We start from the raw sequence: 25721 nt of genomic DNA on the forward strand, positions 1-25721 counted from the left end.
GCATAATTTGATGATGGATTAAGAATCATTTTGAGCTGTGTCATTTAAAGATGCCATTGATAGATATTGGCATTCTGCTGAATTGTCTTTTGAACAAGATGATCGTCGGCTGCATGTTCATGACGGCACTGCTGATCGTGATGATGCGTGTGGCTATGACCATGTGAATGCGCATCAATGTCTTTACGAATGCAGCAGCCCTCAACATATTGGCTGGAACCATCCATATAGAATTCTTCTTTCCAGACAGGCACTTCATGCTTTACACGTTCTACTGCTTCTTCACAGGCGGCAAATGCTTCGCGGCGGTGCGGCGCATAGGCCATGGCAATGATGGCCGTATCACCAATATCTAAAGCGCCAATCCGATGCACAACCCGTACATAGGAAACACCGTGTTTGTGCTGAATTTCCTGTTCAATCTGCCGAATCATTTTTTCAGCGACGGGTGCGTATGAGGTATATTTAAGCGCCTTTACTGCTCTCCCTTCATGATGATTGCGTATTGTACCCACAAAAATGCCTATGCCGCCACACTCCGGAAAGCTGTGAATATCATCAAAAATATCTGGTCCAAAAGCATTGTTTTGAATACGTGAAAATGTCTTGAGCTCCATTTCAGCCTCCTGCGACTGGAGATAGCAGCACCAATTGCGTATCCTGAAACAGTCTTTTATTGCGTAAAACAATATCTTCGCCTATGGCACAGGCACAGCGCTCAATTGCCTGCTCAGCCTCTGGATAATCTTGCTGCACTTGTGCCAGTACATCCGCTATTGGACTGCTAACTTCGCAAAATATGCTTAAATCTTGCGGCAAAGTCCGCTCTACAGCACCAAAACCTTGAACTTTGATTTCAATTTGCGGCATCTTAACCTCCAATCATATACATGCTGATTTTTCGCGTTTTATTGCTCGAATTCAGACTGCTGTTTTGTTTTGCTTGAATGGCATGAAAGCCTGGTTCTTTATGCCAAATATAAGTGTTTAATGCAGTTTCTAGTTCTAAATTGGCAACACAGTCATTGCTCATATACGCTTGAATGTATGGTTTTAATTGAAGACCTTGAGTTGAGAAAAGACAGTTAAAAAACTCACCTTGCGCATTCAAACGCAAACGGTCACAGCTGCTGCAAAAAGAATTGCTAATGGTTGAAATAATACCGAATGGCATACCATCTGCTGTATAGCTTCGTGCGGGATTTGCACCTTGCCCCTGCTGTATTTGCACAGAAAATGCGGTCTTTAATACGTCTAAAATTTCTTGCTCAGTCACGACGGAAGATGCTGACCAATTTTGATCACCATCCAGCGGCATAAACTCAATAAAGCGCAGTTCTGCACCGACTTTGCTGGCCCAGCGGGTCAAAGGTAAAATTTGATTATCATTGCATCCCTTAATCAGTACGGCATTGATTTTTATTTGAAAACCAGCTTGCTGAGCAGCATGGATACCCTCTAAGACAGGCTGCAGCGGCTTTTGGGTCAAGGTATAAAATTGTTCTGGATCTAAACTGTCTAAACTGATATTTAAATCATCAAGCCCTGATTTTTTCAAATCGGTCGCGTACAGCTTTAAATAATGACCATTGGTTGTCATAGAAATACGCTTTAAACCATATTGACGTAAGTCCTGTAATTGCGCGATAAAATGTACTACGCCTTGACGCATAAGCGGTTCGCCGCCGGTAATACGGATTTGCTCAATGCCATGTTTAACCATCAATTTGCAAAAACTGTATAAGGCTTCAAAACTCAGCAAATCATGCTTTTTCATCCATTCAGGATGCTCAGGCATACAGTAGGCACATTTAAAATTGCATCGGTCTGTTACTGAAATACGCAGCTTACGCTTTACCCGTCCAAATTGATCTTGAAAAACGGGGAACAGATTTTCTCGCTCTAAATGTGCCATGCTGTTCATAGTTAGTGTTCCATTCACGTTGAATACGCCGTCTTTGTTAGACAAAGTCTTAATCGAAATTCACGCCCTATTTGTTTGCAGATTATTTATAGATAAAATTGCAATAAGTGTTCCAACTTTGCGCATTCACATTTATTTTTTAGATTTTTTGGGCTATTTAGGTCTGTAAATTCAAAATTTAGCTTATAAAAAGTGCAAACTCAGTTACAGCTATAATAAAAGCGCCAAACATTACCAAATCTAAAGATAGTGCAATTGTTGATGCTGCTGCAGTTCAGCAAATGAATTAATACTGTGAAAAAATAGTGCGTTATTTTTAAAATTTGCCACTTGCATGTGCATTTGTGAAAAACAGTCTTTTAAACTGCGCTTATTTTGTTCAAGCTGTTCAATCAGTACGGGGAAACTGCTCCTTTTGAGCAAACAAAATGGATACAACGCTTTGCCATTGATCTCCACCACAGCCACTTCGCAACGTGGATGGCGCTGCATTGCCTGATGCAGCCGCGAAATGACTTTTTGAGGAATGTAAGTCACGTCACAGGGCACAAAAAGTACATAATCGGATTGCACATGTGACCAAGCGCTTTTCATCCCCATTAAAGGGCCATGAAACCCAGACTCATCATCTTGATAAAACTGAATTGATGGAATAAGCCTTTGATAAATTGAATGATCCCGATGGCTGTTGATCCAGACTTGATCTACACGCGGTTTTAATTGCTGATGAATTTTCAATAATTGAATTTCATCATCAAATTTTTGCAGCAGTTTATTGATTCCATTCATACGCCTTGCTTGACCGCCAGCAAGGATCACCAAGTCAGTTTTAGGATACGTTACAGTTTTACGATTTGTTCTCACTCTGTACACTCCGTTTGACACGCTTTAATTAAACCTCGAATTTCAGGTAAGCATGAACCGCAGTTTCCGCCCGCTTTTAGGCAAGCTGTGACTTGCTTTTCATGGCTAATATTTTTTTCTTTAATCGTTGCTATAATTCGGTTTTTTCCAACTTTAAAACAGCTGCAGACCAATGGGCCATCGCTATTACTCATCGACATTGCTTGTCCTGCAAGCAAAGCTTTACGGTGCATGGCGCTGAGCCGTTCGCGCTTAAATAAGCTTGCCACCCAATCTCGATCTGGCAATAAAGCCTTTGGCGCAATATATAAGCTTGCAATTAACACGCCATTTTTCAGTACGACAGTGTGAGATATTTGTGCTGACTGATCTTCCAAATTCAGCCATTCAAAACTTTCATCATTAAAAGGCAATAGGCTTTTTAACTGCTGCGTAGTGGTGCTGAATTTTTGGCGCTCGGCCAGCTCATAACGCACCGCTTTGGCTTGCATGACTTTGGTCCACCACACCGTCTGTTGAATGGATGGCTGAATAAGGTGTTCAAATTCTTGACGTACATACAGCACGCCCTGCCATTGGGTATAAAATGGCTGAATCATCACGGGTGTATGCTTAAACTCAGGTTCTCCTGAAATGGCATCTACGACAGGATTGGCTACCTTGCCAATACGCGCATCAGACGCAACTTGATCATTCCAATGAATTGGCGCGAAGATTTGACCGCGGCGGATATTGTCACTGACTTGCGCACGCAGCACACATAATCCCCACTTCGAGCGTACTTCAATAAGCTCGCCATCTTTAATACCATATTTTAGCGCATCATTTGGGTGCAGCTCACAATAAGGCTCTGCACGGTGCGTGGCTAAATTTACAGATAATCCTGTGCGGCTCATTGTATGCCATTGATCCCGAATACGGCCTGTATTTAATATCAGCGGATATTCACTGTCCGTTTGATTGACTGGATCAATCGCAGTGGTGGCGATAAATTTTGCTTTGCCATTGGCATGACTGAATTCACCTGATTGAAATAGCCTCGCAGCTTCGCCCTCTTGTTGTTTTTTCTGCAGCATTGGCCATTGAACAGGTTTTAGCTCATCATATTCTTGTGCAGATAAATTGCTTAAACCCTGTATATTAAAAAAGCGGAAACTGCTGACTTCGCTACGCTGATCTAAAGATGTATTTTGGTAAGCTGAAAGCTGAGCATGTTCAGTAAAAATCTCATGACTATTTTGATAATCAAAACCTGTAAAACCCATCTTTTTTGCGACTTGTGCAATGGCCCACCAGTCTGCTTTCGTTTCATTGGGCGCATCTAAAAAAGCATTTTGCCGTGAAATTCTGCGCTCAGAATTGGTTACTGTGCCGTCTTTTTCGCCCCAGCCTAATGCTGGCAACAAAACATCTGCATACGCTGTGGTGTCTGTATCTAGACAAATATCAGATACTACGACTAGTTCACATTTTTCTAATGCACGTTTGACTTGATCAGCATCGGGCAAACTCACCACTGGATTGGTTGCCATAATCCAAATGGCTTTAATCTTGCCACTTTCCACAGCGTGAAATAGATCAACTGCTTTTAGGCCAGCTGTATCGGCAATGCGTGGACTTTGCCAAAACTGCTGTACCAACTCGCGATGGTATGGATTATCCAAATCCATATGGCTCGCCAGCATATTTGCCAGACCGCCCACTTCGCGTCCCCCCATGGCATTTGGCTGACCGGTCATTGAAAATGGTGCTGCGCCTAATTTTCCTATTTTGCCTGTGAGCAAATGACAATTGATAATACTGTTGGCTTTATCAACACCGCGTGAAGACTGATTCACACCCATTGAAAATAGCGTCATCACTTTTTCATTTTGCGCAAATTTTTGAAAAAACAGCTGTAATTTTTCGATAGAAATGCCTGTTCGCAATGCAACAGATTCAAGATCCGATTCTGATGCGCTGCTTGCCAAAGCCTGCGCCAAACCATCAGTACGTTTTTCAATAAATGCCTCATCGGCATAGTTATTTTTAGACAGATATTGCAGCAGTCCATTAAATAGCGCCACGTCTTGCCCCGGTAAAATGGGTAGATGCAAATCTGCCGCTTCACACGTACTGGTAAAACGCGGGTCAATAACCACAACAAATAAGTCACGCTGTTCTTTGGCTTTCATGATGCGCTGATAAAGCACGGGATGGCACCATGCCGTATTAGACCCAACCAGCACGACCATATCTGTATGTTCAAAATCTTCATAGCTGGCTGGCACCAAATCTTCACCAAATGCACGCTTATGCGCTGCAACCGCAGAAGACATGCAAAGACGTGAATTGGTATCAATATTGGCTGTGCCCAAATAGCCTTTGACGAATTTATTCACAGCATAATAGTCTTCGGTCAGCAGCTGTCCCGACACATAAAACCCGATGCTGTCACGGCCATAATCTTGTATGCATTGCTGAAATTTGTCAGCAATGGTTGTTATTGCGGTATCCCAATCACTGATTTGACGCTTAGCTTTACGTCCCAGCATCGGATGCAGCACACGTGTTTCCAAACCCAATGTGTCTGCTAAATTGCTGCCTTTAATACAAAGCTTTCCGTAATTAGAAGGATGATTCACATCTCCTTCAACTGTCACTTTTTGCCCCAAAGCAGTCTCGGTCACTTTTGCCGTTACACCGCAACCTACGCCGCAATAAGGGCAAGTGGTTTGCGTCACTTTTACATGATGTTCTGTGGAGCTATGCAGTTCCATTACAGGGATACTATTCATTTCCGCTGTGCTCCTTATTTCCAAATCTAACGAGGTATTGCAATAATTTTTAATAATAGACTTCTTGCATAAGTCGATTTTTAATCAACACTTAATTCAACAAGAAAGTTCCCTCTCCTTTTTAAGGATGAGGAACGCAGTTCCGCAAGTGGGAGAGGATTTATATGAAAATCCCCCTCATCCTCTTGCGGAGCATGCTCCTCATCCCACTGGGAGAAGGGACTTTCAAAAATAAAGACGCGTCACCCTGCTTTTTTTAATGCAAAATCTTTACCAAAGAGCAGTTTATTTCGAATCGAAGAAATCGGAGTTTGATCTGCAATCAGTTCTGCATACCAAGCGCCATCTTCTGTGTCCCCAAACAGCACTGCTCCAATGACCTTATCTTTTTGAATAATGATGCGTTTATAGATCTGACGTTTTTCATCATTCAAAACAATATCTTCAAAATCATCTTTGGGTTCAAAGTCACCTGCGGAAAACACATCACAGCCGCTGACTTTTAACTGAGTAGGCACTGTGGGTGCTTTAAAGGTCAAACTGCCATGTTCTGCCAAATGTGATGCACAAATGAAAGCTTGCCCCCATAGCGGCTCAACCAAACCAAAAGTCTGATTACGGTGCTCAATGCATTCGCCTACGGCATAAATACTTGGGTCATAAGTCTGCATGGTGTCATTCACCAGCACACCTCGGTTGCAGCGCAATCCGGCACTTTGCGCCAATGCCATATTCGGACGAATCCCCACAGCGAAGACCACTAAATCTGCATCCAGCACAGTGCCATCTTTTAAATGAACATACTTCACATGGCCATCTTCGCCCATTAAGCTTGCTGTATTGGCTTCTGTAATGATGCGTATACCCTTTTGCTCAATGGATTTTTTCAGCATATGACTGGCTTTGGCATCCAATTGTCGGTCCATGATGCGGTCCATTAAATGCAGAACGGTCACATTCATCCCGCGCTGTTTTAGACCATATGCGGCTTCTAAACCTAAAAGCCCACCGCCAATCACCACCGCATTTTTTTGGGTTTTAGCCAGATTCAGCATGGCATTCACATCGTAAATATCACGGAAACTCAACACGCTTTTTAAATCAGAACCAGAGATTGGCGGGACAAAAGGCTTTGAACCTGTCGCCAATATCAAGCGGTCATAATCAACAACTAAACCATTTTCTGTGTAAACCTGTTTACGTGGACGGTCGATTCGCACTGCAGCATCACCTGCAATAAAGCGAATGCCTTTTTCTGTATACCAAGCATGCGAATGCAGCATAATGTCTTCAAAGGTTTTATCACCTGATAACACTGGCGACAGCATAATCCGGTTATAGTTTCCCCATGGCTCTTCACCAATGACCGTTACTTCATAACGCTCTGGCGCCATATCCAGTAAATCTTCTAGACAGCGCATGCTTGCTAGACCATTGCCCACCAGTACCAGTTTCATTTTTTCCTGTGCTATGCCATTGTTGGTGATATACGTTTTTTGCGCGACCGGACTCACAAAGACTTTGCCATTTTCAATTTTGCTTGGGAATACCAACAGCTTTTGATCTTTATCTTCTAAACAACGCCCAGTCGCCAGACTAAAATGCTGTTTATAAATTGGAGATGCTACGACGCGCTCACCTTGCAAATCGCCTAAAATTCCACGTGACATCACAAAAGCTTTGCTGAAAGGATCTTGATTGCTGAGCGCATAGACGCGTTTTTCAGCACCCACACGGAAAATGGCAATTTGCTGATCTTCAATGAGTGCGCCAACACCCGTATTTGGCGTAATGCTTTCTAATGCGCAAACTTCAGTCCAATTCAAATCATTCATTTCTTTTAAAATTGTCATCATTATTCTCCCTAACTCAATTTAAGCTTCAACCACAGGAATACGCGTAACATCACGTTCTGCATCTGTTTTTGGGCGAATCTGGCCGCGTACAGATGCAAACTGAATATGCGGATCTTTTTGCTGTTCAGCTTTGGCATTGATAAAGGTTACAAAACGTTTGCGCACTTCCGGATCGTCCACTGCAGTGCGCCATTCATCTTGATATGTTCCCACTACATGGCTCATGCGACACTCAAGTTCTTCTGCCACACCAAGCGAATCATTGACCACGACGTCTTTTAGATAATCTAAACCGCCTTCCATGTTGTCGCGCCATACGGAAGTACGCTGTAATCGGTCCGCAGTTTGAATGTAGAACATAAAGAAACGGTCAATATATTTGATCAATGTTTGCGTATCTAAATCCGAAGCCAATAGCTCTGCATGACGCGGTTTCATCCCGCCATTGCCGCAGACATACAAGTTCCATCCTTTTTCAGTCGCAATCACACCGACGTCTTTGCTCTGTGCTTCTGCACATTCGCGGGTACAGCCCGAAACTGCCATTTTGAGTTTGTGCGGTGAGCGCAAACCTTTGTAGCGGTTTTCAAGGAAAATGGCTAAGCCGACAGAATCATCTACGCCATAACGGCACCATGTACTTCCGACACAAGATTTCACTGTCCGCAGTGATTTTCCGTAGGCATGCCCTGACTCAAAACCTGCAGCAATCAATTTTTCCCAAATTTCAGGCAATTGATGCACTTGCGCGCCAAACATGTCTACACGCTGACCGCCAGTCAGTTTGGTATATAGACCATATTCTTTTGCAATTTGACCCACAGCAATCAGACCATCGGGGGTTACTTCACCGCCTGCCATACGCGGCACAACCGAATATGAACCATCTTTTTGAATGTTGCCTAAGTAGTAGTCATTACTGTCCTGCAGTCCTGCATGGCTAGGTTTCAGGACAAAGTCATTCCAGCAAGACGCTAAGATATTGGCTGCGGTTGGTTTACAAATATCACAGCCCAAGCCATGGCCATGATGCTGAATCAAATCATCAAAAGTTTTAATTTCATTAACGCGTACTAAGTGATACAGCTCTTGGCGCGAGTAAGCAAAATGTTCACAAATGTGGTTATTGACCGTTACGCCCTGACGCTGCAACTCAGATTTCAATACTTGAGTCACCAGTGGCGCACAGCCGCCGCAAGCAGTCGCTGCTTTGGTGCATTTTTTCAGTGCGCCTAGAGAGGTCGAACCATATGCAATTGCACTGCAGATATCGGCTTTAGAGACGTTATTGCATGAGCAGATTGTTGCGCTGTCAGGCAGCAAATCTACACCGCTGCCGCCAGATTGACTTGCAGATTGCTCAAAGCCTGGCATGATCAAGCTTTCCGGATTTTCTGGAATATCCAATCCATTCAGCATCATTTGCAGCAAGTCGTTATATTCTTTGGCACAGCCCACTAAAACTGCGCCCAAAAGCTTCGTTTTCTCGCCATTCACCACAATTTTTTTATACACTTGCGCGGCTTCATCTGCATAAAAATAGCTGAGGGAATTGGGCGTCATTGCATGTGCATCACCCACGGATGCAACATCTACACCCATCAATTTCAGCTTGGTGCTCATATCCGCACCCGCAAATTCAGTGCAGCTTTGCTCCATGACATGTTTGGCCGCAATGCGCGCCATGTCATAGCCCGGCGCAACTAAACCATAAATTTTGTTTTGCCACAGTGCGCATTCACCAATCGCGTAAATATCTGGGTTAGACGTTTGGCAGTAATCATTGATGCTGATGCCGCCGCGCTCGCCAATTGCTAAGCCGCTTTGACGCGCCAATTCATCACGCGGGCGGATGCCTGCTGAAAATAAAATGATGTCTGTTTCAAGTTCAGAGCCATCACCAAACTTCATGACATGTTTTGCATTTGAACCATCTTCAATGCAAGAGGTCGCTTTTTGTGTATGAACTTTAACGCCAAGGTTTTCAATTTTTGAACGCAATACCTTACCGCCCAAATCATCAATTTGAACCGCCATCAAGCGCGGCGCAAATTCTACAACATGGGTTTCCAAGTCAAGATCACGCAAGGCTTTGGCCGCTTCCAAACCCAATAAACCGCCGCCAATCACCACGCCTGTTTTTGAATTGAGGCTAGCTGCACGAATGGCATCTAAATCGTCAATGGTTCTATAAACAAAGCAATTTTCACGATCATTGCCTGAAATAGGCGGAACAAAGGCATAAGAGCCTGTCGCAAGAATAAGCTTGTCAAAACCAAGTACATCACCATGATTGGTCGTTACTGTTTTATTCAGCTGATCAATTTCAACGGCTTTGGTGCTGAGGCGCAGATCAATGCCATAAGCATCGGCAAAATCGCCGCGGCACAAGGTTAAATCTTTTGCTGATTTACCGCTGAAATATTCGGTCAAATGCACACGGTCATAGGCCAATCGAGGCTCTTCCGCCAAAATTGTGATTTCAACGTCGTCGCCAGCGTGTTCCAGTACCGACTCGATAAACTTGTGGCCTACCATGCCATGACCAATCATGATAATTTTCATATTCTTACTCCAATGCTTTGCGTATTTCGGCTGATTCTGATGTTTTAGTTTTGCGCTTCGGCCAAATTTCGGGCTTGAACAGCTTGTTCAAATAGAAGCTGTTCTTTTTCTTTATGTTCGACTGAGAAACGGATCATCAATACACAGCTGGCAGCAATTACAACCAGGCCGCCTAGCACCATTAATGTGGTTTGAATATCCAGCATGCCTTTCAGCAAGAACCCTGCCGCCACAGCCCCCACGTTGCCGCCTGCACCAATAATGCCTGCCACTCCGCCTAAGGCGTCACGGTCAATGAATGGTACTAAGGCATAAGTTGCACCGCAGGCCATATGTGTGAATAAGGCAAATACAGTCATTGCGAGGATGGCTAAAATTGGGGTACTCATTTGCGAGAATACGATCAGAAATAAGCCTTCAAGCAGGATCATGGCAAATAGAACTTTGGTGCGGCCATCTAAGCCTTTTTTAGTGGCAATTTTGTCTGAAACAATGCCGCCGAGTGCACGGGCAAATAATGCCAGCAAACCGAAAATGCCTGCTGCCATGCCTGCTTCTTTTAAACCGAATTGGAAATTATCGACGTAGTACAGGGCAATAATATTGTGAATAAAAATTTCGATACCAAAACATGCCGCATATGCACCAAATAAAATCCAGACACGGTAATTGCGTGCCGCGTGCATTAAAATAGCCATGCCGCCTTTTTTGTCCGAGCCTATACTGATGCCTTGCGCACGCAGTTCTTTAAAATCGCCTTGCGGACAGTCTTGGGTAAATTTCCAATATAAAGCGCCTACTATCAGCATCATCAAACCGGGTACGATCAGTGCAATTCTCCAGCCCATCGCTTGCTCTACGCCAAACATGACTAAAGCACCTAGCATTAACGGCATTAAAGCTTGTGTAGCGCCGCCGCCTGCATTGCCCCAGCCAGCAGTAGCAGCATTCGCTGTACCTACGACATTTGGCGCAAACATGATGCTGGTATGGTATTGAGTAATGACAAAGCTTGCGCCAATTGCGCCAATCAGCAAACGGAAGAATAAGAAAGATTCATAGCTATTTGCTGATGCAACACCAAAGACTGGAATACTACCAATAATTAATAATGCGGTATAAGTTTTGCGCGGACCATATTTATCACATAGAGGGCCAACAATAAGGCGGACTAAAATAGTGATGGCGACAGCGGCAATGTTGATATTTGCAATTTGATCTTTCGTGAGATTAAATTCACCGGCAATGACTGGCATTAAAGGCGCACAGGCAAACCAAGCAAAGAAACACACAAAAAATGCGAGCCAACTCATATGGAAGGCCCGCATAGCTGCGCTAGAAAAATTAAATAGATTTATTTTTGTCGCTTTATTAGCATTTAAATTTGAAGACATAACCTTCTCCTGACTGAACTGAGCGCATGAAGTACCCTGCTATGCTGTAAATGCATATCAGAGCCGATCAGAACGGACGTCGTTGGCCGTCTTACAAATTTTGAAAGTCTTCTTTGACTTGCTCGTAATAAAGCATAGTTCATGCCAACTTTAAAAAATTAGGCATTATTTTGTTATCAATAGATACTTCAACCCTTGTTTAAAAGCGTGCTGCGATCTTTAGCCCCCTTAAGCGCTGTCTATTAGCTTTTCTGCAGCATATTTTCTGACATGAATACGCAAAATCGCATAGCAACGAAGCATCACGCATCAAAAAAGTGCACTCATTTAAAACATATACATGATGCAGATCAGAAAAAAGGGCAATGAAGCATTGTAACTTGGCACTTAAATTGCTTTGATGCGCTTAGTACATTTCAGGACATGCCTGAGTTTATCAATGCCAAAATTGAAAATCGCCCTTATAGATGACGATCTGGAGCGGGCATCTTTTATAAAAACTTCACTGATCGAGCATGGTTTCGAAGTCGTTGCCTGCTTGCTGATTGACCATTTAAACAGTACAGATCTGCAGCAGCTGCATGCCGATGTCATTCTGCTCGATATGGATCACCCGCACCGCGACATTATTGAAAATTGCGTCAGCCAATTCGATTTGCCAACGGTCTTATTCACAAAAAATACGCACAAGGACACCATTAAGAATGCCATTGAAGCAGGAGTCACTGCCTATATTGTAGATGGCATTGATCCTGAAAAATTAGAAAGCATTTTGGAAATCTCAATTGAACAATTTAAAAAACATAAAAAATTGCTGAAGGATTTAAACGAAACTAAATGCAAACTGGCAGACCGCAAAGATATTGAAAAAGCCAAAGTCATGCTGATGCAAATGCACAAAATTGAAGAAGAACAAGCGTTTGCTTTGCTTCGTAAAAATGCCATGAGCCACCGCATGACCATGGGTGAAATGGCCCGACGTCTCATTGATGCGCAAGCTCTGCTGCAGTCACAATTTAAGGAATAAAGCATGCATACACTTGAAAAAACAGACATTCAATTGGGCTATATTCCTCTGCTGGACTGCGTGGCTATTTTATGGGCGCAGCATCAAGGCTATTTTAAAGCGCAAGGTTTAAATGTCACCTTGGTTAAAGAAGCGTCGTGGGCCAGCCTGCGTGACCGTTTAGCTTTCGGCATTTTAGATGCAGCACACTGCCTATCAGCCATGCTGCCTGCGGCTGCAACGGGCAATGATCACTTAGGTATACCGCTTCAAACGTCTTTAGTACTGAGTACGAATCGAGCTTTTATCAGTCTCAGCCAGAAGCTCTGTTACGAACTCAGCATTTCTGCACAAGACTCTCCTGCAGAATCGGCAAAAAAAGCAGTCTATGCAATAAAAAACGGTACTAAAATACAGCTAGCGCATGTTTTTAAGCAATCGATTCATCATTATTGCTTAAGGGAATGGTTAGCTCTGGCTGATGAAGATATAGCAACAAACTATTCCTTATCTACCTTGCCGCCGCCGTATATGGTCGATGCTATTTCAGCACAATTGATTGATGGCTTCTGTGTGGGTGAACCTTGGAATATTCAAGCGCAGATTCAGGGCTATAGCCGAGTTATTGCGGACAGTAAGCAGATTATTCCAGAAGTTGCCGATAAAGTATTGGCAACAACACAGGAATGGGCAAAACAGCATCCAAACACCTTAAAAGCGATAAAAGCGGCCATTCAGCTGGCTCAACATGATTTAAAATCACTGGATTGCTTGGATCAAGTTTGGCAAATGCTGGAATGCAGTGACATTATCCGCTTCAAATGCTCCCCGCTGGTTCATGTAGATCAATTTTATACAATTCAAAATATTATCCGTTCATTTGGTACGCAGAATGCCGTTAAAGCCAGCGATTTTGAATGGATCATTCAGCAAATGTGTAAATGGGATGGATTAGAGCTGGATCAGACTCAGATGAAACACATTATTGCTCAATGCGCTGGCGGCTAAAAAATCCTTATTTTATAAGCAGAACAAAGGTTAATTCACTTATTGAATCTTTGTTCTGCTTAAGATTTCAGACACTGTCTCCCTCAAATTACTCCGCCCTGCAATCTTCATCAATTTTATATTGCTCTGAATTAGCATTTTATTTTGCATGAAAAGGCTTATACCTTAAAACAACCGTTCAAAAAACGGACAATCCTTACTTCACATATCCGTCTAAGTCATGATCCCAATCGGCATTTTGCATCAAATATTAAGATAATAAGCACACTTTTTCAAACATTATAATAACTTTAAGTATTTAATTAATAATGGTTTTTTATAAATCAAAACTATAGAATTCATTCTTTTTTATATTATTTTGGCTGATCTTCCCAATGAACTTTAAAGGAATATTTTTTATCTTGTTATCTTCCCTGATATGCCAGACGGTATTGGCAAAATCAGTCACAGATTTGTCTGGAGAATGGAAAGCAATTGACGACCGCAGCGGATATACTATGGTCCGCGTTAAAATCGTGAAGAAAAGTAAAAATCAATATGACGGTTATGTTGTAGAAGCATTTGCAATTCCCAATACGCCCAAAACCTATAATTTAAAAAAGGCAAAGGGTTACCATGTTTTGCGTAATTTGGTACAAGATACCAATGATCCCTATATTTTGAAATCTGCGCAAATTGTAGACCCTGTTACCCGTCAGCGCTTTTATGTGCAGGGTAAACTGAATAAAGGCGGCAATCATATGTTTTTACGCCATCCTTCAGATGAAAAAAAATTAGGACGAAAAATCGCTTGGGTACGAATTAAATAATCCTAAATCAAGCCTATATTCATATAGGCTTTTTTATTCAAAAATTATTATTGAAGATTGAATTCTGTTTTTTATTTATTTGACAACATTTATTGTCAAAATATATCTTATGACTTTCACATTAAAATAAAAAGGAATGAACAGCTTATGGATATGCCCTATAACACCCGCATACATAGTTTTAGCAATGATGTGTTAGAGGATTTTGATGCTGTCAAAATAGCACAGCTCATTCAAAATAAAGACATATCCGCCAAAGAAGCGGTTCAAGCATCGATAACACGGGCAAATGCGGTTAATCCTCGGTTAAATGCAATCCAATCTGAACAATTTGAACAAGCGCTTAAAGCCAGCACACACACCTCTGAAGGCATTTTTTCCGGCATACCTTTTTTTATGAAGGACAATACCGATCTAGCAGGCTTCACAACGCATCATGGCTCTGCGGCAATTCATAATGCCCCAGTGCAAAAAAATCCGCCGCTCAGCCAACAGCTGGCTGATCAAGGCTTTATCTTTTTAGGAAAAAGTACACTGCCTGAATTTGGACTGAATGCCACAACTGAATATAAAAACGGCACAGCAACAAAAAACCCGTGGCATACGGAATTTTCTTGCGGCGCATCTTCAGGCGGTTCTGCCGCACTCGTTGCTGCTGGTGTAGTACCTATTGCACATGCTAATGATGGTGGCGGATCAATTCGCATACCAGCTGCGTGCTGTGGCTTAGTCGGTTTAAAACCAACCCGCGGGCGAACATTGGACAGCGAAGCTGCCAGCAAACTGCCTATCAATATTATTTCTGAAGGAGCTTTGACACGCAGTGTAAGAGACACTGCACATTTCATGGCGGGTATGGAGCAAAGTTTTTACAATGTCAGACTTCCCAAAATCGGTTTAATTGAACATGCAGCCAAAAGGCGTTTACGTATTGGCGTCGTTCAGCAATCCATTACAGGGTCTGTAGATCAAGACACTGCTATTGCGCTTGAACAGACCGCACAGCAGCTGGCAAAGCTCGGACATCATATTGAATATTATCAATTACCTTTTGCAAAAAATTTTGTAGATGATTTTAGCCATTATTGGGGTTTTTTATCATTTTTACTGCAAAGCTTTGGCAAACAATTATTTGGTGCAAATTTCCAGCCCAATGAACTCGATAATCTAACGATTGGCCTATCTAAACTGTATAAAAGCAATTTCTATAAAACACCGATTTTTCTGCATCGTTTAAAGAAAATTCAGCATCAATACCAGCAAGTATTTACACAATTTGACGTGCTTCTTTCCCCTGTACTTGCGCATACTACACCACGCTTAGGTTACATATCACCGCAACTGCCATTTGATGAATTATTCGCTCGCATACAAAATTATGTGACATTTACTCCTATTCAAAATATTGCAGGAGCTCCCGCGATTTCACTGCCGCTTGCAGCCACAAAAGAATATGGTTTGCCTATTGGCATGCAATTCTCTGCAAATTTAGGCGATGAGCGAACCCTGCTAGAGCTTGCATTTGAATTAGAAGAGGCACACCCGTGGAAAAAAATTAATGCTGAAGCCTTAAACTAGGCGTTGCATGACAGCCCTATCCTTACTTTGTAAGTATCTTGCAATTACAAATTTTACATTAGTAAATAAAAACCGCACCGGCGGTTTTTATATTGCTTATAGTACGTCAAATTCAATTCTGCGGTTTTTCTTTCGTCCATCTGGCGTAGCATTATCCGCAACAGGTTTACTGGAACCTAAGCCCTCTGTGTTCATACTTTCAGCTGCTATACTTTTACTGACTAAATAATTTTTTACAGCAGCAGCCCGCTCCTGACTTAAAACTAGATTTTTAGTCCCATCACCTGAACTATCTGTATGACCCGTAATTTTGACTTTTTTCCCGCCAACTTTATGTAAAGCTACGGCCATTTCATTCAGAATTTGCATCCCTGAAGGTGCTAAAACTGCACTGCCAGATTCAAATTCAATAATCCTGTTTTTTAAAGCTGAATCAATAATATGCTGTTCCGCAGTATTTATACTCAATTGAGTATTCACTTTATAATTTGCAGGAACAAGGCTTTGCATTTTAGCAGCAGTAAACTGCACTTCATTTGGTTTACTGATTTTCCCGGTCAAATTAATCTGTGTGCCACGCACAGACAGTTGCCCCTGCTGAATTTTTTTTAAATCTTCTGTAATGACATTACTGACTTGACTGCTCCAGCCAGCTGGCGCAGACACCATACGTACCTGTATTTTATCAATAATGTTTTCTCGGCCATAAGTTGCATAGGCTTTTTTCAAAATTTCCTGCTTTGCAACCTCATTGGGCACCGCACCTTCAATCACAATTGCCTGCTGCGCATAGCTCAAACTGCACAGCAACATTAAATTAAGAAATAATGCGTGCTTCATGCAACACTTATTGTTGTATTGATTCATTTTTATTCATCTATAAATGTTTGTTTAAAAAGCTTCATCGCTTGTGCAAGACTCATTTGCCGCTCACTTAAAGCTTGCTCTAATGCTGCCAATCCAGCATTGTGCTTTAAATAAGGGTCGATCCATTGCGCATCGATAAGAGATACCCAGTGTTCATTATTTATATCTTGGGTAAAAATACTGCTGAGCGCACGAATATCCGCCCCTTGAAAGCCGAACAGCAACATCGGAGATTCACTGTGTAAAATACCGATAAGCAGCTCCGCATTTTGCTGCTCGATAAACCGGCTAATTAAATTGACCCAAAATGCAGCAATTTCATAGCAGTAGCTGATCTTTCCAATGGGCAGAATCAGTATTTTATTTAATCGAGATGTGCCATGCTGAATAATCGGCTGCAGCAGCAGCCCCAAACCAATCATACATTGCGCCAATTGGGCAGGTGTAAAATTCAACATTTGAGCAAATGAATGCACTGTATGATGCTCATAAAATGAGGCCGTTTCTTGAGTGCCAAAAACCTGAATTTCATCAGGTAATTTAGTTAATTTATCTAGCAAAATATCTGGATCGCGTATTGAACGCATAATCCTATTTCGCTGATATAAATCAATTAAAGTGGGTTTATAGCGGTAAGGTGCAAATTGAAGGTTGTCTAAAGGATCATCCAGTTCCAATAAATGACACAGCACCATTGGAAACGGCCGCCCTGAACTGTCTTCACTGCTGATTAAATTTGCAGCCAAAAATCGCTTATCGTGCGTACTGGCAACAAAGAAATCCAAAGATGGTAGTTTTGCATAGGCTTCTGTAAACGTCTCTGAACACATTGCCAGTTCTAAGGCTTCAGTCACCCACTGATCAATTAATTGAATCAGTGCATATTGCCCGCGGGACTTTAAAAAGTCTCCGCGTGCAGGACATTTTCCATAATATAACGGTGCAGTTTTGACGTCATGCATTTATACATCTCCTGCACTGAATAAAACCCTGTAAACCGCTCATGGAGTTACCGCTCCAGTATTGGGTTGCAATGATGCTGTTAAATTCGCAGCAGGCATAGCCTGTGCGGCGACAATCCGTACAACTTTATTCATCACAACTTGATTGCTTAACGCCATTCCGTTGTAGCTAGGGTTTGAACCAATATTGCCTGCATTATTGCCGCTGACTAACCGGAAATTCACTTTGACCAAAATGTTGGCATCTTGCTTAGCACGCCATACCAGCTCAAACGTATTGCCTTTTTGTGTGCGTTCAGCGCCTTCTATTAATCGGTTAATGCCATACTCGCCTGGTTCATCAAAAATTGTATGGGTTTTACCTTCCAAATCTATTGCAGTGATTCGCGCTCCAGGTATAGAGCCTTTGTTTGGCCATACAAAATTTACCCATTGCTGAACCCCGTTTTCAAAGACCATGCGCTGTCCATCAATATCAATGATATAAGACAGCAGCTGTGGGTTTTCCATTGGATAAAACTGGAAATTGGACTGATTGGATGGTGCAGTTACTGGCTGATTTATTTCCCCTGTTGCCATGCCATTGCTTGGCGACACATAATTTTGAAAATTGGCTGAAAATTGCTGATTGATGCCAATACCCAGGTCCTGCCATGTTTTAGTGGTCAGTGTATAGCCGCGGCGAATAACAAATGGATCTAAAAATTCTTTTACAAATCGCGCAATACTGCCATTTTCACCAAAGATCTGATTAATTTCATTGCTGGTCGCTTGCAAAGATGCATTGGCATTAAATGGATATTTGCTGGCTAAATTTTCCGTAAAGGGCTGGTATGCCTGCATCATCCACAGCTTATTCATCTCATCCTGCGCCGGTGTAAGCAAGGCTTCAAAGGTCTGTGTCAAAGGCGTCAGCAAGAGTTTATGTAGCAAAGCTTGATCTGACTCTTTTAAACCCACAGCCATTTTTTCGTCAACATACTTTTGCGTGCTGTTAAATACCGAGTTCTGATCATTAATCGTTTGCTTTGCCAACGTCATACTGGATGGACCAAAGTCGCCAGAATTTCTTAAATCATTCAGCTTGCTGCGGACTTGCCCCATAGACAGCATATATTCATCCAACAATGACTTATTTTGCTGGTCATCGCGTTTGCGAACAATTTGATAAAACATTTGAAATTCTTTAGCAATCACACCTTGAACTGCTGTAGGTACATTCTGCTGTGCCACCAATTCCGTTTCATTTTGACTCAGCACTTTACGTTTAAACCAAGCAACAAAACCAGTTTGGGGCGCGGCAAGTTCTGCTTGTACAGCGGGATTATCCCAGCTGGTTTCTTTGGCTGCACGACCCAAAACAGCAAGAATTGGAGAGTTTTCAGGTTCTCCCCAAATATCCATATACTTCGCCTGCAATTTGAAATCTGCATTTTTAGCATAATGAACACCATTTAAAAATTTACGCCATTCTGCAATATATTCCTGCTTATACAATTCAGTCAGCTGCTTGCGAATTTGTTCAGGGCTGCCGCTAAATGTAAGGTCATCTGACTGAGTCATATTCAATACCCAGTCTTTACTGTCTGTAGGACTGTTGGCTGCCTTTTCAATCGCATCTTGTACATATTCATTCCACGCTTGATAGCTGAATATTCCAGGCAAAGCATAGCTGCCCAGAATACTGTTTTGACTGCTTTCACCTACAATTTGCTTGATCGTTAATGCATGGAATCTGACTGAGCCGCGCATTTTTATTTCATTATATACACGGTCACGCGCAGGAATTCCTGTACTAATTGAAGTCAAAATCTGACGGGTTTGATCGACCAAATTCGCATCTGAATCTAAACGCGGAAACATCGGATCATTCGCTAAAGTCATGGCATAGGACAGCACCTGCTCGGCTCGAATGATCATTTCGTTCCGAGGCAATGGTCCACGGTTGTGCTCAAGCCATGAACGCCAAAAGCGCGACACTTGATCACTTAGGTGTGCTGACTCACGATATTGCGGATTGCTCAGCATCAAATAAGCTTTCAATGCATTGTATGCATCCTGTGGATTGGTATCGGCAGGCTCAGAAAAAGGCTGATTAGTTTTAATGTTATGATTTAAATGAATATTTACTTTGTTCTCTTTCAGCATCACTTCATTGTTTTTTACCCGCTGTAAATACTGCGCCATATTTTGCTGAGCTGGCAGCAGTACAATCTGCTGAATGCCTTTCAAATATTCGGTTTTCAGTTTGTCCCTAATTTCATTGCCTTGATATAAGCCTAAACTGTATTTGAACGGACGCTCTTGATCAAAATGATCCAATTGCTGCAAACGCCCCTGCAAGATGAGCAAGGCTTCAAGCTGAGTCGATAATTCTCCTCCAGATTGCGCCTCCATTTGCACCACTTTACTTAAATCAGCATTGGCTTCAGCAATTAATTGCTGATTATTTCGATAGGACCATACCCATAAGCTTAACAGCAATGCCACTGTGCATAGCGCTGCAATAAATAGAAGAAACCGTTTCCGCTTACGCGTTGGATTGATATGCTGCTTAACTAAATTTTTGTCTTTAAGAATGACACTCGAAAATAGCCCTTTTAAAAAATAACCATGATCTTGAGAAATTGAATTGGTCGGCACGCCAAACTCTGAATCATTACTCTTAATTAAATGAAAATCCTCAGCAATTTGTTCGGTCATTCGGCTTTCAATTGCCCCTTCCTGTAAAGCGCTGGTAAAATAGAAACCGCGAAAAACAGGTTTGAACTGATAAGGATTTTCTTGGAATAAAGTCCCAATAAAAGTTTTTAAAGCAGGCTTTAGGCTTTTAAATTCCAAAGGAAAGGTCATCACACTTGGAGAAATATTCTGTGAATGCCTGCGGCTTAAATGTGTTGTACTGACACTTTTCAGCCCGTCATACAAAATCCCGTAATGCTTTTCAAATAATTCAACTGAGTTTTCCAGAGAATCGGCCCGATAAGGCAAGGTCGCCCCCCATACCTGATCAAACTCATCATGATCATAGCAATCAAAAAACTCGGTAAACCCCGCGATTAAATCCATCTTTGAAAAGACTAAATATACGGGCGGGAAGATTTCTAGACGCTCGGTTAAATCCTGAATTCGCGCGCGTAAGTTTTTAGCTAATTTAATTGATTTTTCAGGGCTTTGACTGACTAACTCTGCAATACTTACGATAACTATCAAGCCATTGATTGGCGCTTTGCTGCGGCTTCTTTTTAAAATATTCAAAAAACCCAGCCATTCCGAATGATCTTCTGCATAGGCTGAATATCGACCAGCCGTATCTAAAAGCACCCCTTCGGTCGAAAAAAACCAGTCACAATTGCGTGTACCGCTTAAACCTGACGACACCATTTTTTGATGGCTGGCTTCAAATGGAAAGCGCAGTCCTGAATTATAAATGGCTGAACTTTTACCTGCTGCAGGATTGCCAATGACCATATACCACGGCAACTCATACAGCGCGGCATTGCCTTTTCTATCCCCTAATTTAGATCTTCTGATCAGCTGAATAGAGTCTTTAACTTGCTGATTGATCAGCTGCAGCTCTTCTTTATTATTTACTTTGCCATATTCTGATTCAGTATCTTTGGAAATTGCATCCGCTAAAATTTCTCCCTGCTTGCCATTTCGGTAATATTGCACAAGCTCATAAACACCCCAAATCATCAGCCCAGTAATATAAACAGCAGCAATGATCCAAAAAACTTTATCAGGCACTGTATTGTGCATCGCCAATATAGCGACAAAAAACGATAAAGCCATAATGGCTTTCGGATTTGTCAGATACTGCCAGACATAACCCAGCAAGGTATAAAATAATGTATTCACTTTCTTCTCTTAAATGTTTTTATTGCTCTAAATAAGCGCGTTCGCCATTCTGCTGTACGTCTAAATCTGCTGCTGCCTGATAATCATCAAAAACAGCATAAACATCTTCGCGGTCTGCGCTAAAAATCAAACCTTTTAATTCTTCAGATAAATGCATCCCCACCATAAAGTGAAAAACCTTGGCCAGCTGCTGTGTATGACCCGTATTGTGATACGTATATAAAAAATGCTGTGTCTCAATGAACGTTTCTGAAAATTTCTGATGCAGCTTTTTTGAACTTTTAATATTTTGCATATCATCTAAAAATAAAACACATGGCTCATCTTGCTGAAATTGTTCATATTCATTTAGCTTATTTTGCTCAATAAAATGGCCTGCACAGGATTCATTTACACTGATTTTTAATGTTCTTTTCGGGTTTAAATCTTCTATTAAGGTGTCTATAGGCGCTACGCACCAGCTGGCTGCATATTCAGCGGCAATGTACTGTTCACTTTGCCAAAACTTCTCATCAAGGCATTCCTGATCAATTTCGGAATCAACAGCAATAATTAAATTAAAACAATATTTCTGCTGTGCAACCTGTTCTAAAAGCTTTAACCACTCTGTATAGGCGCTGTGCTGGCTTATAAAGTGATATTCCATTTCAATTTGAGCTTCTAAAATTGAATATTGTGCGGCTAATGAAGATAACAGTTCTGCCCGTGCTTGATCATTATGCTGATGTATCAAATCTTCAGGTAATAATAGATACACAAAAAGCTGGTTTAAACGGGCAATAACTCGAGAGTTTACTTCTTGCAGTGTATCAGGCTCCTCATAGGACTCACCTCGCCATGCAGGATGCATACGGTATTGATAAGCCATTTCACTATCGTAAAACATGGCTGAGTCTTTTAAATGTTGCGCTGCAGCAAAGAGCGCTTCCGCATGTGGTTCTAATTGATGCTGAATCAGCTGTAATATTCTTTGCTCACGGATAGATCGCAGACTGGAATTTTCGTCATCGCTATCCGCTAATAATTGATCCAAAGCGCGAATGCGAAATGACAATAATGGTAAGCCGTAAGCATTGCATAAATCTGAATCCAATTCAGGACTTCTAAACTTCTTATATTCTTCAAGAATTTCTGAATTTTCTCCAAAACTATGCACGGCTGCAGCAGAAAATATATTCAATGAAAATTGCCGAATAGAAACATCAGGCGCTTTGAATAAATTTTCCGACAGTATATTTTGCTGTGCGATCTCAGCGCTTTGCTGCTGCTTTAAATCTTTCTTTTTTCTGAAGTACTTTATTATTGTCAAAATTAGATAGGGTGAAAATACAATGGCTGTGACCAACACAGGCAATAAAAGTAAATAATTCAATAGATCCCAGCCTGTAGGCTGATAAGACGTATCCCGCCAGAAATAAATAATGCAGCTGCAAAGCAGTGCAAAAATGGTCAAAAAGGCCGATATTATTATTTTAATCATTGTAATTTTCCTATTAATGCATAACAGGTTTCATTATTGTCTATGGATAATTTAGGGCTTAACAATGCACCTTGTGATAATCCGACACTCATACCAGTATTTAAGTACATAGGCTGAATATCTTCTTTTTTGAGTATTAAACGGACATCAACCATTAGTGATGGACTGCACCAGATACTGATCAATTTTTTTAATTTTTCACTCAAAGGCTGCCGCGGCAAAAATTCCTGATAGTCCTGCTGATTGAGCGGCCCAATGCTGATTTCAATCCTGTCATCTATCTGACGAACAGTTTCGCCGCAAAATGTATTCATGCCTAATTGGCTATTAAGTTCTCCGCCCAATTGTGTTTTCTGTGAATCATCCAGCTTAAATTGAGTCGCTAGAAATTCACTCACTTGAAAATCAGCTTTAAAAATACAGTTTAATATGGTTTTTAAAGCATAAACAGTATTGGTTTGCCCCTGCATCAACCCTGAGAATTCTGCAAAATAATCTTCTAGATCAGAAGCTTCATGCTGCGAATTAATATAGCCATTTAAAGCATGAATAATATTCAAATAATTATTTTCATGCTCCATTTCATAGCGGATAGGCAAATTATAATTAATGCTGGCATCAATATATTGTGCCGTCAGATTATGGTTAAACAGGTTTAAAAAATGCAATGCTTCTTCGCGCTGCTGACGGCTGCTGTGTTTAATTTTATTGGTATAGCTATATGGCAATGCGCCTTGGATACCTGTCAGCCCAACCAACAAGTTTGTCATTTGAATTTGGCTGCCATCAATATGTAAAGACTCAATTTCTGTTTGCGGAAAATTGAGTTTTAGCGAACTGTTGAATTGAAAATCTTTAGACCAGTGCCCATCTTTATTGAATACCGTACCATGCCGGAATAAACGTGCCGCCTGAATAAATTCAAATGAAGCTGGATTCTCCAGCAAATCTTCAATTACAGAAGCTTTCTGCCACCAACGTTCTGAACGCATTGGTATAGCTCCTGCTGAGACTGGATATCGTATACAACCAAATCAACATAACTGTTCATTTGAACTTTCAAATTAAAAAGATGCGCCAATAACTGACTAAATATATATAGGCTTTGACCGCAGAAAACTTCAGACTGTATACCGAGTTTAATTTTTATACCGCGTACAAATAATGGATATGGCCTGCTTTCTATCAATTTATTCGTAAGCTCAAAGTCTAGTTTTTGAATCGATTGAATGATGATTTCATTCTCTTTTGATTGCGGCAGGTTATATAGTTCGAGCAATTCCTTTAAATGCTCAACTGCATTTTCTTTCATCAAAGACATGGTATTCAGTGACAAATGCGAAATAATGCGCCACTGTTCTTTTTTATTCTGCTTAAAATAATAAGGCAAGTTTGGACGTTTGAGCATTATTGCTTTACGCGCCAGACTGCTGTCATTCAGTGTCAGTACATTTTGATCTTTATTATAGCTTTCATGCGGTAAATCACAGTTTGAGCACATTAATTCAATACTAATAAAATCTGAACTGGTGCTTTGCGGTTCCAGATGCTTTGAAACTAAACTATAGCTCAATTCTTGACAATTGTTCCTAAACCTAGAGGTACTTAAGCTATAAAAAAAATTAACTTTCTCGTGATGATAATGGCTCATTGCAAAAAAAGGTAAAATAGGTAGAAATACTTGATCTTGACTGCTTTTTTCTCGAACCATACTCATATTCAAAATAGAATATGCCTGATAATACTCAGGATGATGCGCATCCGTAATTAATGGGTATTCCATTTTTTTGTGATTGATTTTTTGCGGTTCAGCCTGTTTATTAAACAGATTAACTACAGGCGTACAAAACAGTTTAAAATTCGCAGTATTAAGCTCACTATAATTTCTTAAAATCACCTGATCATTTAAATCCAACTTAAAGTGAATAAGCAGTTCAAAGGTATTATTAAATGTATTGAATAGATGTAAGAAGTTCAAATCCAAATTTAAGAAATGAAATTTTTCTGGACAGCTAAAATATTCCATTAATAAGCGGTAAGCCTGATGCGTGTGCTGATCACTCGGCAAAATGCTTTCTTTTTCATTAAATCCAATGAGCTGAAAAGGATTTTTGATCTCAAAAACGTGGCTGTCTGACCGAATACTGAAACTGGTTTCAGTCTGAAAAATCCGATCCAGCAGCTGAAGCGGAAAGTTAGAAATCGCATCTAAATATATGGGCAATTTTGCTTGTGCAAGCTGAATATTTTTCTGATTAAAAATCTCGAAATCTAAACTCAGCGCAGCATTATGATTGTTCTGCATATGCGCTGAGGGATGTGTTTTAAATCTAACTTGTTTGAGTACAATCGGCAGTAAATCAACATTGTTAACAGTTGAATATTCACATTGTATGCCTCGGATACTTTTGGACTTAAGCGCTGTATTTCGAGGTATTGTATGCACATTGGTCAGCTGCTTGATTTTATTGCTATCATCAAAAGATACAATTGAACAAGCTGGAAAAGGCTTTAAATACTGCGGGAACATGACTTCAAAAAGCGAATGCGTAAATAGCTCATAGCTGTCTGACAGCTTTTTGTCTATCCGCGCAGCAATTAATGAAAAAGATTGTATTAAGCGTTCAATATGCGGGTCATCGATCTGCTCTTGATTTAATGATAAGCGCTGGGCGATTTTAGGATATTTATGCGAAAATTCACGAGATTGCTGAGAAAACTCCTGCAATTGCTTTTCATAATACGGTAGCAGCTCTTCAATCACAGATAA

The 25721-nt window shown here is 41.2% G+C and carries 18 protein-coding genes; 4 read left to right on the top strand and 14 right to left on the bottom strand.

The features are described 5' to 3' along the window. Positions 1 to 44: 44 nt before the first annotated feature. From B9T34_RS03515 to B9T34_RS03550, 8 genes are all read right to left on the bottom strand, one after another. Positions 45 to 617, bottom strand: coding sequence for a molybdenum cofactor biosynthesis protein MoaE (locus tag B9T34_RS03515; RefSeq protein WP_086211790.1), 573 nt, complete (start codon positions 615 to 617; stop codon positions 45 to 47). A 1-nt stretch (position 618) separates the two neighbouring features. Then, a complete protein-coding gene (locus B9T34_RS03520; protein WP_086211791.1) occupies positions 619 to 870 on the bottom strand; it encodes a MoaD/ThiS family protein in 252 nt (83 codons plus the stop codon). 1 nt (position 871) lies between these two features. Further along, the gene (gene moaA, locus B9T34_RS03525) at positions 872 to 1924 is read right to left on the bottom strand and encodes a GTP 3',8-cyclase MoaA (protein WP_086211792.1); all 1053 of its coding nucleotides are present in this window, start codon (positions 1922 to 1924) and stop codon (positions 872 to 874) included. A 240-nt stretch (positions 1925 to 2164) separates the two neighbouring features. Beyond that, entirely contained in the window at positions 2165 to 2788 is a 624-nt protein-coding gene (locus tag B9T34_RS03530) for an NTP transferase domain-containing protein (RefSeq protein ID WP_228147400.1), read from the bottom strand. Further along, positions 2785 to 5565: a nitrate reductase gene (locus B9T34_RS03535; protein ID WP_086211794.1), complete on the bottom strand. Its 2781-nt coding sequence runs from the start codon at positions 5563 to 5565 to the stop codon at positions 2785 to 2787. The genes B9T34_RS03530 and B9T34_RS03535 overlap by 4 nt, the downstream gene beginning before the upstream one ends. A 242-nt stretch (positions 5566 to 5807) precedes the next feature. Further along, a complete protein-coding gene (gene nirD, locus B9T34_RS03540; protein WP_086212050.1) occupies positions 5808 to 7418 on the bottom strand; it encodes a nitrite reductase small subunit NirD in 1611 nt (536 codons plus the stop codon). 21 nt (positions 7419 to 7439) lie between these two features. Next, a complete protein-coding gene (gene nirB, locus B9T34_RS03545) occupies positions 7440 to 9986 on the bottom strand; it encodes a nitrite reductase large subunit NirB (protein WP_086211795.1) in 2547 nt (848 codons plus the stop codon). 44 nt (positions 9987 to 10030) lie between these two features. Then, positions 10031 to 11380, bottom strand: coding sequence for an MFS transporter (locus B9T34_RS03550; protein ID WP_086211796.1), 1350 nt, complete (start codon positions 11378 to 11380; stop codon positions 10031 to 10033). Between the two features lie 439 nt (positions 11381 to 11819). Between B9T34_RS03550 and B9T34_RS03555 the strand changes: the two genes are divergently transcribed. The 4 genes from B9T34_RS03555 to B9T34_RS03570 all read left to right on the top strand — a co-directional run bounded on the left by B9T34_RS03555 (position 11820) and on the right by B9T34_RS03570 (position 15781). Next, complete coding sequence (locus B9T34_RS03555; RefSeq protein WP_086211797.1) at positions 11820 to 12407, top strand: ANTAR domain-containing response regulator; 588 nt, start codon at positions 11820 to 11822, stop codon at positions 12405 to 12407. A 3-nt stretch (positions 12408 to 12410) separates the two neighbouring features. Beyond that, on the top strand, positions 12411 to 13394 hold the full coding sequence (locus B9T34_RS03560) for an ABC transporter substrate-binding protein (RefSeq protein ID WP_086211798.1): 984 nt from the start codon (positions 12411 to 12413) through the stop codon (positions 13392 to 13394). Positions 13395 to 13795: 401 nt separating this feature from the next. Further along, the gene (locus B9T34_RS03565; RefSeq protein ID WP_139841247.1) at positions 13796 to 14203 is read left to right on the top strand and encodes a DUF2147 domain-containing protein; all 408 of its coding nucleotides are present in this window, start codon (positions 13796 to 13798) and stop codon (positions 14201 to 14203) included. 147 nt (positions 14204 to 14350) lie between these two features. Then, the gene (locus B9T34_RS03570) at positions 14351 to 15781 is read left to right on the top strand and encodes an amidase (protein ID WP_086211800.1); all 1431 of its coding nucleotides are present in this window, start codon (positions 14351 to 14353) and stop codon (positions 15779 to 15781) included. Between the two features lie 96 nt (positions 15782 to 15877). Here B9T34_RS03570 and B9T34_RS03575 read toward each other — a convergent pair whose 3' ends face one another. From B9T34_RS03575 to tssF, 6 genes are read right to left on the bottom strand one after another with little or no spacing between them, the layout of a single operon-like run. Further along, entirely contained in the window at positions 15878 to 16648 is a 771-nt protein-coding gene (locus B9T34_RS03575) for an OmpA family protein (protein ID WP_416202698.1), read from the bottom strand. Between the two features lie 2 nt (positions 16649 to 16650). After that, positions 16651 to 17610 carry a type VI secretion system-associated protein TagF gene (tagF, locus tag B9T34_RS03580; protein ID WP_086211802.1) on the bottom strand — a complete coding sequence of 320 codons (960 nt, stop codon included), beginning with the start codon at positions 17608 to 17610 and terminating at the stop codon, positions 16651 to 16653. A 39-nt stretch (positions 17611 to 17649) separates the two neighbouring features. Continuing rightward, positions 17650 to 21471, bottom strand: coding sequence for a type VI secretion system membrane subunit TssM (tssM, locus tag B9T34_RS03585; protein ID WP_086211803.1), 3822 nt, complete (start codon positions 21469 to 21471; stop codon positions 17650 to 17652). 19 nt (positions 21472 to 21490) lie between these two features. Beyond that, positions 21491 to 22951 (bottom strand): hypothetical protein, encoded by a 1461-nt coding sequence (locus tag B9T34_RS03590; protein WP_086211804.1) that lies wholly within the window; start codon positions 22949 to 22951, stop codon positions 21491 to 21493. Further along, complete coding sequence (gene tssG / locus B9T34_RS03595) at positions 22948 to 23943, bottom strand: type VI secretion system baseplate subunit TssG (protein WP_086211805.1); 996 nt, start codon at positions 23941 to 23943, stop codon at positions 22948 to 22950. Before tssG ends, B9T34_RS03590 begins: the two co-directional genes overlap by 4 nt. Next, the gene (tssF, locus tag B9T34_RS03600; protein WP_086211806.1) at positions 23907 to 25715 is read right to left on the bottom strand and encodes a type VI secretion system baseplate subunit TssF; all 1809 of its coding nucleotides are present in this window, start codon (positions 25713 to 25715) and stop codon (positions 23907 to 23909) included. Before tssF ends, tssG begins: the two co-directional genes overlap by 37 nt. Positions 25716 to 25721: the final 6 nt, after the last annotated feature.

Source organism: Acinetobacter sp. ANC 3813 (assembly GCF_002135435.1).
GTDB lineage: Bacteria > Pseudomonadota > Gammaproteobacteria > Pseudomonadales > Moraxellaceae > Acinetobacter.

Bases quoted from the DNA above. Each gene is read 5' to 3' on its own strand.
- B9T34_RS03515 (WP_086211790.1), bottom strand. From the start codon at position 617: ATGGAGCTCAAGACATTTTCACGTATTCAAAACAATGCTTTTGGACCA.
- B9T34_RS03520 (WP_086211791.1), bottom strand. From the start codon at position 870: ATGCCGCAAATTGAAATCAAAGTTCAAGGTTTTGGTGCTGTAGAGCGG.
- moaA (WP_086211792.1), bottom strand. From the start codon at position 1,924: ATGAACAGCATGGCACATTTAGAGCGAGAAAATCTGTTCCCCGTTTTT.
- B9T34_RS03535 (WP_086211794.1), bottom strand. From the start codon at position 5,565: ATGAATAGTATCCCTGTAATGGAACTGCATAGCTCCACAGAACATCAT.
- nirD (WP_086212050.1), bottom strand. From the start codon at position 7,418: ATGACAATTTTAAAAGAAATGAATGATTTGAATTGGACTGAAGTTTGC.
- nirB (WP_086211795.1), bottom strand. From the start codon at position 9,986: ATGAAAATTATCATGATTGGTCATGGCATGGTAGGCCACAAGTTTATC.
- B9T34_RS03550 (WP_086211796.1), bottom strand. From the start codon at position 11,380: ATGTCTTCAAATTTAAATGCTAATAAAGCGACAAAAATAAATCTATTT.
- B9T34_RS03555 (WP_086211797.1), top strand. From the start codon at position 11,820: ATGCCAAAATTGAAAATCGCCCTTATAGATGACGATCTGGAGCGGGCA.
- B9T34_RS03560 (WP_086211798.1), top strand. From the start codon at position 12,411: ATGCATACACTTGAAAAAACAGACATTCAATTGGGCTATATTCCTCTG.
- B9T34_RS03570 (WP_086211800.1), top strand. From the start codon at position 14,351: ATGGATATGCCCTATAACACCCGCATACATAGTTTTAGCAATGATGTG.
- B9T34_RS03575 (WP_416202698.1), bottom strand. From the start codon at position 16,648: ATGAATCAATACAACAATAAGTGTTGCATGAAGCACGCATTATTTCTT.
- tagF (WP_086211802.1), bottom strand. From the start codon at position 17,610: ATGCATGACGTCAAAACTGCACCGTTATATTATGGAAAATGTCCTGCA.
- B9T34_RS03590 (WP_086211804.1), bottom strand. From the start codon at position 22,951: ATGATTAAAATAATAATATCGGCCTTTTTGACCATTTTTGCACTGCTT.
- tssG (WP_086211805.1), bottom strand. From the start codon at position 23,943: ATGCGTTCAGAACGTTGGTGGCAGAAAGCTTCTGTAATTGAAGATTTG.